Below are 12597 nucleotides of genomic sequence, written 5' to 3' on the forward strand. Positions count from 1 at the left end.
AGCGTGCGGATCACCTGGTGGGGGCATGCGACCACCACCATCGAGGCGGACGGTACGCGGCTGCTGACCGACCCAGTGCTGACCTCGCGCATCGCGCACCTGCGACGCCGCCGAGGTCCGGCGCCTACACCCGAGGCTGGGCAGTGCGACGCAGTGCTCGTCTCACACATGCACGCCGACCACCTGCACCTCACCTCGCTACCGCTGATCGCTCCGGAGGCAGCACTCGTCGTACCGCGCGGTGCGGCTCGGCTGATCCACCATGACTATGGCGCTGCCTTCTCAGACCGCTGTGTCGAGGTGGCACCTGGTCATCAGATCCGGATCGGCTCACTCGACATCACCGTGATCACCGCGCACCACGACGGCCGCCGGCTGCCCTGGTCGTCGTACAGCGGTCCGGCGGTCGGGTATCGCGTGGACAGCGCACCGAGCGTCTGGTTCGCCGGAGACACTGACCTGTACGACGATCTGGCGGCCGAGGCCGGTCCGGTCGACCTGGCGCTCGTTCCGGTGGGTGGATGGGGGCCGTCGCTCGGCCCTGGGCATTTGAACCCGTCGCGGGCGGCTGAGGCAGTCCAGCGGGTCGGGGCGAGTGTGGCGATCCCGGTGCACTTCGGGACGTTCTGGCCGATCGGATTCGAGCGGGTACGACCGGAGCTGTTCTTGCCGCCGGGGGAGCAGTTCCGTGTCGCCATGGCTGAGCTGGATCCTGCGGTAGAGGTAGATGTGTTGGTACCGGGAGAGTCGACCGAGGTGACCGGATGACAGGTGGCGCAGACTTCGACCTCTGGTACCTGTTCGCACTCGCGGGCGCGGTGCTGATCGGTGCCATCCTGCCGGTGCTACCGACCGGTGCGGCCGTCTCTGCGGGCGCAGTGCTCGCCTCACACAGCAATCCGATCGGACTGGTCGGAGTGCTCATCGCTGGTGCGGCCGGCGCCTATGTCGGTGACCTGATCGTGTACGCCGGGTGCAGGTTCGGCGGTGAGCGGTTGGCGAAGCGGGTTGGGTGGCTGCGCGACAACCAGCGGCTGGACGCGCTCAGGGACCGCCTGAGCGAGCACGAGATCGGCGTACTGCTCACGTCTCGGCTCGTGCCTGGTGGACGGGTGCCGGTGCTGCTGGCGGCCGGTCTGGCCGGCTACCGCTGGGAGCGGTTCGCACTGGTCGACCTGGCCGCCTCGTCGCTGTGGTCGGCGGTCTACATGGCGATCGGACTGCTCGGCTACGCGCTCTTTCCGGAGCCGTGGCAGGGTGTCGTGGCGGCGATCGCGCTGGTGCTGCTGACCACGGTGGTCAGCAGCCTGGTGCAGAAGCTCCGGCACAAGCGCGCCGCTGCTGCTTCAGAAGCCTCAGGAGCTTCAGGAGCTTCAGAAGCCGAATGAGGTCGCCTTCAGCTCGTCGATGACCGCTGCGTCGCCCTCGAGCTGAACATCGGCGACTGCCTGCCGCCCGAAGCAGAAGAGCACCAGCTCAACCGGCTCACCGATCACAGTGACCGTGCGGCCGTTCACGGGGTGCTTCGCGACCGTCGACTTGCCGTCGGGGAGCTGCAGCACGATGCCGGCGGTCGCCTTGCGGGTCATCGTGCGGCCCGCGACTCGGAGGCCCTTCCACAGACCGGCTTGCTGGTCGGCAGGCAGCGTGCGCACGGTGAACGACGGCTGGGCGCGGCGGACATCCTCGTGGTGCACGAGGTACTCGGTCGTGTTCAGCTGGTGCCCGATCAGCGGCAGCCCGTAGATCGAGGCGCGCGGCGGTCCGTTGCGGACCTTGCCGACCACCCCGGTGAAGCCGTACTTCGCCTTGGCCCGCTCCATCCGCTTCTCGGTGGTGTCGGCGAGCGCCGAGATCATGATCCCCGGACCCGCCATCGGATCGGACTCCCGGACGTACAGGTGCACGGCCAGGTCGTACGTCGTCCAGCCGTCGCACAGCGTCGGCTGGTCCGGTCCCAGCTGCTCGAAGAGGTCACACAGAGCAAGTCGTTCCACCCGGCTGTAGTCAGTCACGTTGTACAGCCTAGTAACGGGATCGAAGTTGTCGGTGGGGAATGGCAGAATGTCGATCGTTGTCATGTTTGTGACTGCTGTTCGCACCTGACCGTCCTGGAGTGACTCTTGCCCGTGCCGAAAGTCCCTGACAAGGGGAGCGCGACCCGGCGTGGGTTCGCGGTCCTGCGGGTCGCCGTCTGGGAGGAGCCGTGGGTCTTCGCGCTCTCCGTGGCCGCCAGCATGCTGTACGGCGCGATGACGGTGGCCGACGGCTGGGCGCTGGGCTGGGCCACCGACCACGTGATCCGGCCGGCCCTCGAGCGCGGTGACACCACCTTCGGTGCGCTGGCCGCGCTGGTCTCGCTGTTCCTCGGGATCGCGATCCTGCGCGCTATCGGAGTCGTCGGGCGACGCGTCGGGGCGGGCGTGATGCAGTTCCGGCTGCAAGCGACGTACCGGCGCCGTGTCACCCGGCAGTACCAGAAGCTGCCGTTGGAGTGGCACCACCAGCACCCGACCGGCCAGCTGCTCTCCAATGCGAATGCCGATGTGGAGTCGATCTGGTTCGTGATCGCTCCGCTGCCGATGGCGATCGGTGTGCTCGCGATGCTGGCCTTCGCGACCGCGGCGATGTTCATGGCCGACGTGTGGCTCGCTCTGGTCGGCTGTCTGGTCTTCCCACTGGTCTTCGTGGCCAACGTGATCTTCCAGCGCGTCCTGCAGCCACTGGCCACGCGCGCGCAGCAGTTGCGCGCTGACGTGTCCGAGGTGGCGCACGAGTCGTTCGACGGCGCGCTGGTGGTGAAGACGCTCGGCCGCGAGGCTGCGGAGACCGAGCGCTTCCGGACCCCGACGTACGCGCTGCGGGACGCGAACATCGCGGTGAACAAGGCCCGCGGCATGTTCGACCCGGTGATTGACGCACTGCCGCGGATCGGCGTGCTGATCGTGCTGCTGGTCGGCGTCGGGCGGGTCCGCTCGGGCGCTGCGGACGCGGGTGACGTGGTGCAGGTCGCGTTCCTGTTCACCCTGATCGCCTTCCCGATCCGGGCGCTGGGCTGGGTGCTCGGTGAGCTGCCGCGGTCCGTGGTCGGTTGGGACCGCGTGCAGCGCGTGCTGACCGCAGAGGGCGGCATGGAGTACGGCGAGGACCGGCTGACGTCGCGGACGGCGGCCCGGCTCGACGTGTCCGGGCTGCGATTCGGGTACCTGCCGGATCGCGACGTACTGAGCGGGATGGACTTCACTGTCGAGCCCGGCCGGACAGTCGCAGTGGTGGGGCCGACTGGTGCGGGGAAGTCGACGATGACCACGCTGCTGACCAGACTGGTCGATCCCGAAGAGGGCGCGGTCAAGGTCGACGGCACCGACCTGCGTGCGCTGGCGCAGGGCGAGCTGGCGGACTCCGTCGCGCTGGTGGCGCAGACGGCGTTCCTGTTCGACGACACCATCCGCGGCAACATCACTCTGGGCGGTGACTACAGCGACGAGGACATCTGGGACTCGCTGCGGATCGCACAGGGCGACGGGTTCGTGAAGACGCTCTCGGACGGACTGGACACCAAGGTCGGTGAACGCGGTACGACGCTGTCCGGTGGACAGCGGCAGCGGATCGCGCTGGCCCGCGCACTGGTGCGGCGGCCGCGGCTGCTGATCCTGGACGACGCGACCAGTGCGGTCGACCCGCAGGTCGAGGCGCGCATCCTGGCCGGACTGCGATCCGTGGTGCAGGCGGACGCGACCGCTGCGACCACTGTGCTCGTGATCGCGTACCGGAAGGCGACCATCTCGCTCGCCGACGAGGTGCTGTTCCTGGACGAGGGCCGGATCACCGCGCAGGGTACGCACACCGAGCTGCAGGAGACGTCGGCGGCGTACCGGGATCTTGTCGACGCGTACGAGAAGGACGCCGAGCGCAGGCTGGAAGAAGCCGAGCTGGACGAAGAGCTTGATGATCTTGATGGGGTGAAGGCATGAGCTCGGCGGAGGCCACGCGGCTCGACCATGGCGATGACGCCGGTGGTCTGGAGACGCTGCGACAGGGGCTGCGGATCTCACCCGAGCTGGCTCAGGGCTGGTGGGTCACTGCGCTGCTCGCGCTGACCATGACGGCCGGGAAGATCGTCATCCCGATCGCTGTCCAGCAGACCATCGACAAGGGCCTGTCCGGTCCCGGTGGGCCGGACATGTCGTTCGTGGTCTGGATGGTCGCCATCTGCGTGGTCGGCCTGCTGGTGACCGCCGTAGCGTCGTACCTGACGACTGTGCGGCTCGCGATCAACTCCGAGCGCGGACTGGCCACCATGCGGATCAAGGCCTTCCGGCACGTGCACGATCTGCCGGTGCTGACCCAGAGCACCGAGCGCCGGGGCGCACTGGTCAGCCGGGTGACGTCCGACGTCGACACGGTCTCGCAGTTCCTGCAGTTCGGTGGGTTCATCTTCCTGGTCAGCCTCGGGCAGATGGTGCTCGCGACCGTGGTGATGTTCTTCTACTCGTGGCAGCTGGCTCTGGTGGTGCTGGTCTGCTTCATCCCGCTCTTCGCGAGCCTCAAAGCGTTGCAGCGCCGGATGTCGGCCGCGTACGGCGTGGTCCGGGCCAAGGTCGGCGAGATGCTGTCCGCGGTCGCGGAGCCGGTGGTCGGTGCGCAGGTGGTGCGCGCGTACGCGATCGAGCAGCGGACGCAGGCCCGGATCGACTCGACGGTCGACGACTACCGCCGTACGGCGACCAGTGCCCAGACGCTGACCGGAATCACCTTCTCCATCGGTGGTCTGGCGGCCGGTCTGGCCAACGCCGGTGTGCTGACGGCCGGTGTGCTGCTCGGAGTGGACGGTAACGCGACGCTGGGGGAGATCCTCGCGTTCATGTTCCTGGTTGCGCTGTTCTCGGACCCGGTGCAGATCGCTACGCAGGTGCTGACCGATGCGCAGAGCGCGTTCGCCGGCTGGCGGCGGGTGCTCGGTGTCATCAACACTCCGGCCGATGTGGTTGACCCGGGGGAGTCGGGAGTGAAGCAGGCCCGTGGACCGATCACGGTCGAGTTCGCGGACGTGAACTTCGCTTATCCCGAAGGCGAGCTGGTGCTGCGCGATGTCGACGTCCGGCTGCAGCCGCATCGGCGGGTGGCCGTTGTGGGGGAGACGGGCTCCGGTAAGACGACGTTCGCGAAGCTGCTCACGCGGTTGATGGATCCGACCTCGGGTGCGGTCCTGCTCGACGGCGTGGACGCGCGGGAGATCTCGTTCGAGTCGCTGCGGGAGCGTGTGGTGATGGTGCCGCAGGACGGGTACCTGTTCGACGCGTCGCTGGCCGACAACGTCCGGTTCGGACGGCCTGAGGTGACGGATGCCGAGTTACTGGTGGCGTTCGAGTCACTCGGGCTGACGGACTGGCTGGAGTCGCTGCCGGACGGGCTGCAGTCGCCGGTGGGGCAGCGTGGTGAGTCCTTGTCCGCAGGGGAACGTCAGCTGGTCGCACTGGTGCGCGCGAACATCGCGGATCCGGATCTGCTCGTCCTCGACGAGGCGACGTCCGCGGTTGACCCGGGGACTGAGGTTCGGGTCAATGCGGCACTGGAGCGGTTGATGACTGGCCGTACGTCGGTCACCATCGCGCACCGGCTGTCCACGGCCGAGGCGGCGGACGAGGTGCTGGTCTTCGACAATGGCGAGGTCGTCGAACGCGGACCGCATGCGGAGCTGGTCAACGCAGGCGGCGTGTACTCACACCTGCACGAGAGCTGGATCGCTCAACGGAGTGCTCTCTAAAGAGTGCTTTGAAGGGGCACCCCGGGGAGCGGCCGGTCCCTGGGAGGGTCGAACCGGCCGCGCCCGGATCAGGTACGCCGCGGCACCACAGTCAGGTTGGTGCCGCCGTCGTACCTGGGATCAGTGCACCTTCTTAGGGTGTCGGCGCAGCACCGTTCTCCCGGCCGGCACCAGGCTGCGGCACCAGCAGGAACTCGACACCGCCCTTGTCGTCCACGGCCGCGTCCAGGATCTTGTCGTCCAGCGTGCTGGCCGCGTTCTCCTCGAGGAACACCCGTGCCCCGGCCTCTTCGACCACCTGGTCACCGGGTAGCGGCGACTCGGTCGTCGTCACCGCCAGCGCCGGATCCGCCGGATTCTCCTGCGAGATCCGCACACCGGCACCTTCCGGCGCGCCCTCGACCCCCGTGATGCTCTTGATCACCAGAGTCGCGTTCTCAGTCAGGGTAAGCACAACAGCTCCAACCTCTAGACATCACTGAACCCACCCCGTGCCCGACCACCCACACCCCAAACCCCCACTTTGTGAACCCACCAACCAGATTGCCGTGCCGAAGATGGTTGGTGGCTACCCAAAGCCGCGGCTAGGCGGCGAGCTGGGTGTAGGCGGGCGCGACGCGCCAGACAGGGTCGGTGCCGGGGCGGGCGCGGCCGCGGTCGAATGCGGCGCACAGGCGGGAGATGAGATCCGATCGCGGGTCGACGGAGTCCTCCCAGCCGAAGTGGACGAGCTCGATCCCTCGATCACTGAGCCGTTGGTCACGTCGATGTGCCAGGCGCAGCAGATGGCGGCGTTCCTCGGCGGTCGCCGCCTCGTACTTCGCGAGGCCGTCGGCCTCCGCGGCAGTGCGGAACTCCGGCCACCACAGGTCGACCCGCTCCGGCATCCAGTTGAATCCGTCGAAGAACTGGACCTGAAGCTCCGGGGCCGGGAGACCTCCGGTCGCGCATCTGATCCGGGTGATCGACTCCAAAGGCGACTCCGCCCGCGCATCACCGAACGCGATCGTGGCCCGAGCCCGCCGTACCCCAGGCCACTGCTCCTGGCGCTCGAGGACCGCCGTCAGCTCAGCCGACGTCGTACCGGCTCGCAAGGCATCGTCGACGGTGACGATCGCCTCGCGGGTCGGCAGCTCCCGGGCGAGATCCACTACGGTTCGGGCGGCGCTGGTGACCGGCAGCCAGCCGTGCCGTGAGAGGTCCGCAGGTGGCAGGCCGGCCCGTCGTACGACGATGTTCGGGCGCCGCTGGTTTCGCTGCGACCCTGGCGGCCGGGTCAGCCAGGCGGCGTCGTCCGGCGGGGCCGCACTGCGTGCGCGGTCGACCCAAGTGCTGAGACCTGTAAGCCGTGCGGCACTGAAGTGGCCCACGACCGAGCCCGGATGCGCAGCCTGAGCACACGCGCTGATCGCGCGATCCGCGGCGACGGCGCCGTCGAGGTAGTGCCCGTGGTGATGCTGGAATTCTCCCCGCCGTACAAGCCGTCGCAGGTCGGCGTCACTCAGCCCGATCGCCAGCAACACCTCCCGCCGCTGCGGTAGCCGAACAATCTCAAGTCCTTCCATGCCGCCACCCTCCACCACCCCGCGCCCCCGCCGCCACCCCGCTCTCCGCCCCTGTGGATAACTCCCACCCCGCCCCCAAAGGTGGGCCGCCTTCTCTTTGTGCACGCCGCGCATCTTTGTGCACCCACCAACCGTTTCCGAGGCGTCCCGGTGGTCGGTGGGTTCCTAAAGTCGCCGCTGGTGCCCAAAGTCGTGCTTTGTGCCCAAGGGTGGGTTGGCGTGTCTTTGGGCAGATACGGCGTCTTTGTGCGCGCGCCGCATCTTTGTGCACCCACCAACCGTTTCCGAGGCGTCCCGGTGGTTGGTGGGTTCCCAAAGTTGCCGCTGGTGCCCAAGGTCGTGCTTTGTGCCCAAGGGTGGGTTGGCGTGTCTTTGGGTAGGTACGGCGTCTTTGTGCGCGCGCCGCATCTTTGTGCACCCACCAACCGTTTCCGAGGCGTCCCGGTGGTTGGTGGGTTCCCAAAGTTGCCGCTGGTGCCCAAAGTCGTGCTTCGTGCCCAAGGGTGGGCTGGCGTGTCTTTGGGTAGGTACGGCGTCTTTGTGCGCGCGCCGCATCTTTGAGAACCCATCAACCGTTTCCGGGGCGTTGCAGTGGTTGGTGGGTTCCCAAAGATGCGCGGCGTGCACAAAGAGAAGGCGGCCCACCTTTGGGCGGCGGGAGGCGGGCGCCGGGGCGGCTTTGGGGGTGCGCCTGTGCGGGGGCGGGGAGGGGATGGTGTGGGATTGGGGGATGGCGATTGAGATGGGTACGGCGACGGTGGGTGGGTTGGGCGATGTGGTGGGGGCCTTGCGGGAGTGGCAGGGGGATGCGACTCCGCATCAGTTGCATCCGGGGGACGTGGGTTGGTACTGGCGGTTCGGGGCGGAGCGGACGGCGGCGGCGATTCGGACGTGGACGCGGGACGGGCGGATCGTTGCGCTGGGGTTGCTGGATGAGGTTGATCTGGTGCGGATCGCGTTTGATCCGGCGGAGTTGGAGGACGTGGAGCTGGCTGAGCGGGTGGCTGCGGATGTGGCTGACCCGGAGCGCGGCGTACTGATTGAGGGCAAGGTGTTTGTGGAGGCGCCGCCGGGGGCGTTGGTGAAGGACGTGTTGTTCAAGGCGGGGTGGCAGCTGGATGAGCCGTGGGTGCCGTTGCGGCGGGATCTGAGTGTGCCGGTGCCTGTGCCGGAGCTGCGGGTGGACGTGATCGGGTCCGAGGAGGCGCATGAGCGCGTCACTGTGCAGCGGGAGTCGTTCGAGGGGTCGACGTTCACCAATGAGCGGTGGTTCACGATGGCGGACGGCATCCCGTACGCCGATGCGCGGTGTCTGGTGGGTCGTAACCAGCTAGGGGAGTCGGTGGCGGCCGTGACGGTGTGGTCGGCGGGCGCGGGCAAGCCGGGGTATCTGGAGCCGATGGGCGTGCACCGGATGCACCGCGGCCGGGGCTACGGCGAGGCGATCACCGTCGCAGCGGCGTACCACCTGCAGCAGATGGGCGCGTCGACCGCGTACACGTACACGCCGGCCTTCAACGTCGGCGCGGTCGCCACCTACGAGGCAGCCGGCTTCGTCCGCGGCGAAGACCTCCGAGACCTCCGCCGCGACGCCTAGCCCCGCTGCCTAGCCGGCGATGTCGTCGGAGGCGCGGAGGACGCGGAGGATGTTGCCTCCGGCAAGCTTTGTGAGGTCCTGGTCGCTCCAGTTGCGGTCGGCCAGGGCCTCGAAGAGTCGCGGGTACGACGAGACGTCCGGCAGGTCCACGGGGGTCTCGGGGACGCCGTCGTAGTCGCCGCCGATCCCGACGTGGTCGATCCCGGCGACCTCGCGGACGTGCTCGACGTGCTTGACCACATCGGCCAGTGAGGCGAGCGGCTTCGGCTTGTCGTAGGCGGCGAGGACCTGGTCGCGCTGCGCCGGGTCGTCCTTGTCCAGACCGAGTGACTCCGCGGTGGCGAGCAGGCCGGCCACCCAGTCGACGTACTCCTGGGAGACGAAGTACGGGACGAAGGTGACCATGCACACGCCGTCGTTTCCGGCGAGCGTCTCCAGTACGTCGTCGGGCGCGTTCCGCGGTACGTCGCAGACCGCGCGGGCCGAGGAGTGGCTGAAGATCACCGGGGCGCTGGTGATGCGCAGCGCGTGCCGCATCGTGTCGGCCGAGACGTGCGACAGGTCGACCAGCATGCCGATCCGGTTCATCTCCCGGACGACCTGCTCGCCGAACTCGTTCAGTCCACCCAGCACCGGCTTGTCCGTCGCGGAGTCCGCCCAGGAGATGTTGTTGTTGTGCGTGAGCGTCATGTAGCGCACACCCAGTGTGCGCATCGTGCGCAGGACCCCGAGCGACTCACCGATCGAGTAGCCGCCCTCCATGCCCATCAGCGACGCGACCCGGCCGGCCTTGATCGCCGCATCCACGTCATCGGCCGTGGTCGCGAGCTGCAGGTCGTCGGGGAACCGTGCGACGAGCTGGTGGACGAAGTCGAGCTGCTCGAAGGTCCGCCGTACGGCGTGCTCGTCGTGCGGCACCCACAGCGACCAGAACTGCGCACCGACGTGGCCGCTGCGCAGCCGCGGCAGATCGGTGTGCAACTGCGGCACCGACCCACTCAGGTCATGCGCGTCCAGGTCGTACTCGCACAGCTCGTAGAACGCGATCGGCAGATCGTTGTGCCCGTCGATCACCGGAGACTCGCTGAGCAGCCCCTGGACTCGTGCCTCACTCGTCGTCATTCCGACATCCTGCCAGCTGAGTGGGACGCAGTACGGCGTCCGGGTTCGGAGGCCTGGTCAAAGCTGTCGGTGCCATCGGTGACAATAGGTGAGTGAGTATCGACGAGCTGACCTTCGACGCGGCCGGGCTGATCCCGGCTGTCGTGCAGCAGTACGACACGCGCGAAGTGCTGATGGTGGGCTGGATGAACGCCGAGGCCGTTCGCCGGACGGCGGAGACGGGCCGGAGCACGTTCTGGTCGCGCAGCCGCCAGGAGTACTGGGTGAAGGGCGAGACCAGTGGTCACCGCCAGCACGTGAAGGAGATTCTCGTCGACTGTGACGCCGACACCCTGCTGGTCCTGGTGGATCAGGAAGGCCCGGCCTGTCACACCGGAACGCGCAGCTGCTTCGAGCACGGGACGATCAAGGTGACGGCATGAACACCCCCGATCTGGACACCTTCCGCGACTACGCCAAGGACCGCCGGGTGATCCCGGTGACGCGCCGGCTGCTGGCCGACGCCGAGACGCCGATCGGCGTCTACGGCAAGCTGGCCGCCGAGCGCGAGGGCACCTTCCTGCTCGAGTCCGCGGAGAACGGCGGCGTCTGGTCGCGGTATTCGTTCATCGGCGTCCGTTCGGCCGCGACGCTGACCGAGCGGGACGGTCAGGCGGTGTGGACCGGCAACCCGCCGGTCGGCCTGCCGCAGACCGGCGACCCGCTGGCCGCGTTGCGCGAGACCGTCGAGATCCTGCACACGCCCCGCCTGCCGGGCCTGCCGCCGCTCACCGGCGGCATGGTCGGCTTCCTCGGGTACGACGCCGTCCGCCGGCTGGAGAGGTTGCCGGACACAACGACCGACGACCTCGGACTGCCCGAGCTGACCTTCCTGTTCGCCACTGACCTGGCCGCGCTCGACCACGAGACCGGTGAGATCTGGCTGATCGCGAATGCGATCAACTGGGACGACACCGACGAGCGGGTCGACGACGCGTACGCCGATGCCGTGCGCCGCCTGGACGCGATGGAGGCCGACCTGGCCCGGCCGACCCCGTCGTACGTCGTCCGCGCGGACCGCGACGCCCAGCCCGACCCGCACCGGCAGCGTTCGAGCGCGGAGTACCGGGAGGCTGTCGAGACGGCCAAGGAAGAGATCCGGGCCGGTGAGGCGTTCCAGATCGTCGTCTCCCAGCGCTTCGAGCTGCAGACGACCGCGTCCGCGCTCGACATCTACCGGGTGCTGCGCCGTTCGAACCCGAGCCCCTACATGTATCTGGTCCGTCTGGACGGTTTCGACATCGTCGGCTCCAGCCCGGAGGCGCTGGTGAAGGTCACCGACAACAAGGTGATCCTGCACCCGATCGCCGGCACCCGCCGCCGCGGTGCGACGCCGGAGGAGGATCACGCGCTCGAAGAGGAGCTGCGGGCCGACGCCAAGGAGCGCGCCGAGCATCTGATGCTGGTCGACCTCGGCCGCAACGATGTCGGCAAGGTCTGCGCACCTGGCACGGTCGAGGTCGTCGACTTCATGGACGTGCGGCGCTACAGCCACGTGATGCACCTGGAGTCGACCGTCACCGGTCAGCTCGCCGCGGGCAAGACCGCGTTCGACGCACTCACCGCCGCCTTCCCGGCCGGTACGTTGTCGGGCGCCCCGAAGCCGCGTGCGATGGAGATCATCGACAAGCTCGAGGTGACGCGCCGCGGGGTGTACGGCGGTGTCGTCGGCTACCTCGACTTCGCCGGTGACGCGGATACCGCGATCGCGATCCGGACGGCGGTGCTGCGCGGCTCGACGGCGTACGTGCAGGCCGGTGCGGGCATCGTGGCCGACTCCGACCCGGCCTCCGAGGACGCGGAGTGCCGGACCAAGGCAGCAGCGGTCCTGAACGCGATCGCGGTCGCGGGAACGTTCAGCGAGATCTGATGAAGCCACAGCGACTGGTCGACCTGCTGACGCTGATCGCGTTGGCGCTGCTGGTGCTGTCTGCCAATCTGACGTGGGCAACGGCCGATCCGGGCAGTGGGCGGCAGGCGGTTACCTTCAACGGCTACAGCGTCACCAGAGCGCCAGTCACACTGGCTCTGGCTGCAGTGGTCGCGGTAGTAGTCACCAAACTCGCCGGTACGGCGCTTCGCCGCATCATCGGCGTACTGGTCGCGCTGCTGGGTGTCGCGGCGATCGCGGTTGCGCTGCAGGTGCGGCCGGACGTAGACGAGCTCAGCCGGCTACGTCCCGAGCTGAGCCAGGCAGTGACCGACAGCGTGGTGCTGAGCACCGGAGCGGCACCGTGGCCGGCTCTGGCCGGGGGAGTGGCGCTGCTGCTCGCCGGTCTGTTCACCGTGCTCACCGCACACCGCTGGAAGCGTCCTACCGATCGGTATGAGCGTGAACCGGCAGCGGCGACCGTCGGCAAGCAATCCGGCGGCACCTCTGATCACGGGGCCGATCAGTGGAAGGCGATCGACGCGGGAGAGGACCCGACTCTCTGATCGCGGCGGGCTACCGCCACAATAGGACAGGACGACGACGAGGAATGGCGGCAACCATGGACAATACGACT

The 12597-nt window shown here is 68.3% G+C and carries 12 protein-coding genes; 8 read left to right on the forward strand and 4 right to left on the reverse strand.

Going from position 1 to position 12597, the window contains the following annotated elements:
* Positions 1 to 3: 3 nt before the first annotated feature.
* Positions 4 to 768, forward strand: a complete 765-nt coding sequence (locus OG474_RS35760; protein ID WP_405058058.1) for an MBL fold metallo-hydrolase — start codon at positions 4 to 6, stop codon at positions 766 to 768.
* A complete protein-coding gene (locus OG474_RS35765) occupies positions 765 to 1388 on the forward strand; it encodes a DedA family protein (RefSeq protein ID WP_405058059.1) in 624 nt (207 codons plus the stop codon). The genes OG474_RS35760 and OG474_RS35765 overlap by 4 nt, the downstream gene beginning before the upstream one ends.
* Here OG474_RS35765 and OG474_RS35770 read toward each other — a convergent pair.
* Positions 1374 to 2015: a TIGR03085 family metal-binding protein gene (locus tag OG474_RS35770; RefSeq protein ID WP_405058060.1), complete on the reverse strand. Its 642-nt coding sequence runs from the start codon at positions 2013 to 2015 to the stop codon at positions 1374 to 1376. The two genes, OG474_RS35765 and OG474_RS35770, sit on opposite strands and share 15 nt — an antisense overlap.
* Positions 2016 to 2129: 114 nt before the next feature.
* On the opposite strand from OG474_RS35770, the gene OG474_RS35775 reads away from it, so the two are divergent.
* Positions 2130 to 3974, forward strand: coding sequence for an ABC transporter ATP-binding protein (locus OG474_RS35775; protein WP_405058061.1), 1845 nt, complete (start codon positions 2130 to 2132; stop codon positions 3972 to 3974).
* Positions 3971 to 5767 carry an ABC transporter ATP-binding protein gene (locus OG474_RS35780; RefSeq protein WP_405058062.1) on the forward strand — a complete coding sequence of 599 codons (1797 nt, stop codon included), beginning with the start codon at positions 3971 to 3973 and terminating at the stop codon, positions 5765 to 5767. Before OG474_RS35775 ends, OG474_RS35780 begins: the two co-directional genes overlap by 4 nt.
* A 133-nt stretch (positions 5768 to 5900) precedes the next feature.
* On the opposite strand, the gene OG474_RS35785 is transcribed toward OG474_RS35780, so the two are convergent.
* Positions 5901 to 6221 carry a Fe-S cluster assembly protein HesB gene (locus tag OG474_RS35785; protein ID WP_405058063.1) on the reverse strand — a complete coding sequence of 107 codons (321 nt, stop codon included), beginning with the start codon at positions 6219 to 6221 and terminating at the stop codon, positions 5901 to 5903.
* Between the two features lie 130 nt (positions 6222 to 6351).
* Entirely contained in the window at positions 6352 to 7332 is a 981-nt protein-coding gene (locus tag OG474_RS35790) for a hypothetical protein (protein WP_405058065.1), read from the reverse strand.
* 730 nt (positions 7333 to 8062) lie between these two features.
* Between OG474_RS35790 and OG474_RS35795 the strand changes: the two genes are divergently transcribed.
* Entirely contained in the window at positions 8063 to 8929 is an 867-nt protein-coding gene (locus OG474_RS35795; protein ID WP_405058066.1) for a GNAT family N-acetyltransferase, read from the forward strand.
* A gap of 9 nt (positions 8930 to 8938) precedes the next feature.
* Here the strand turns inward: OG474_RS35795 and OG474_RS35800 are convergent, their stop codons facing one another.
* A complete protein-coding gene (locus tag OG474_RS35800; RefSeq protein WP_405058067.1) occupies positions 8939 to 10051 on the reverse strand; it encodes a dipeptidase in 1113 nt (370 codons plus the stop codon).
* A gap of 92 nt (positions 10052 to 10143) precedes the next feature.
* Here OG474_RS35800 and hisI point away from each other — a divergent pair, with 92 nt between their 5' ends.
* From hisI to OG474_RS35815, 3 genes are read left to right on the forward strand one after another with little or no spacing between them, the layout of a single operon-like run.
* Positions 10144 to 10473 carry a phosphoribosyl-AMP cyclohydrolase gene (gene hisI / locus OG474_RS35805; protein ID WP_405058068.1) on the forward strand — a complete coding sequence of 110 codons (330 nt, stop codon included), beginning with the start codon at positions 10144 to 10146 and terminating at the stop codon, positions 10471 to 10473.
* Positions 10470 to 11960 carry an anthranilate synthase component I gene (locus tag OG474_RS35810; protein ID WP_405058069.1) on the forward strand — a complete coding sequence of 497 codons (1491 nt, stop codon included), beginning with the start codon at positions 10470 to 10472 and terminating at the stop codon, positions 11958 to 11960. The genes hisI and OG474_RS35810 overlap by 4 nt, the downstream gene beginning before the upstream one ends.
* Complete coding sequence (locus OG474_RS35815; protein WP_405058070.1) at positions 11960 to 12526, forward strand: Trp biosynthesis-associated membrane protein; 567 nt, start codon at positions 11960 to 11962, stop codon at positions 12524 to 12526. Before OG474_RS35810 ends, OG474_RS35815 begins: the two co-directional genes overlap by 1 nt.
* Positions 12527 to 12597 lie beyond the last annotated feature (71 nt).

The sequence above is a fragment of the Kribbella sp. NBC_01505 genome (assembly GCF_045040285.1).
In the GTDB taxonomy this organism is placed as follows: domain Bacteria; phylum Actinomycetota; class Actinomycetes; order Propionibacteriales; family Kribbellaceae; genus Kribbella.

What these genes read in the sequence shown, in the direction of transcription:
- OG474_RS35795 (WP_405058066.1), top strand. Translation starts at nt 8,063, where the DNA reads ATGGCGATTGAGATGGGTACGGCGACGGTGGGTGGGTTGGGCGATGTG.
- OG474_RS35765 (WP_405058059.1), top strand. Translation starts at nt 765, where the DNA reads ATGACAGGTGGCGCAGACTTCGACCTCTGGTACCTGTTCGCACTCGCG.
- OG474_RS35780 (WP_405058062.1), top strand. Translation starts at nt 3,971, where the DNA reads ATGAGCTCGGCGGAGGCCACGCGGCTCGACCATGGCGATGACGCCGGT.
- OG474_RS35815 (WP_405058070.1), top strand. Translation starts at nt 11,960, where the DNA reads ATGAAGCCACAGCGACTGGTCGACCTGCTGACGCTGATCGCGTTGGCG.
- OG474_RS35790 (WP_405058065.1), bottom strand. Translation starts at nt 7,332, where the DNA reads ATGGAAGGACTTGAGATTGTTCGGCTACCGCAGCGGCGGGAGGTGTTG.
- OG474_RS35800 (WP_405058067.1), bottom strand. Translation starts at nt 10,051, where the DNA reads ATGACGACGAGTGAGGCACGAGTCCAGGGGCTGCTCAGCGAGTCTCCG.
- OG474_RS35810 (WP_405058069.1), top strand. Translation starts at nt 10,470, where the DNA reads ATGAACACCCCCGATCTGGACACCTTCCGCGACTACGCCAAGGACCGC.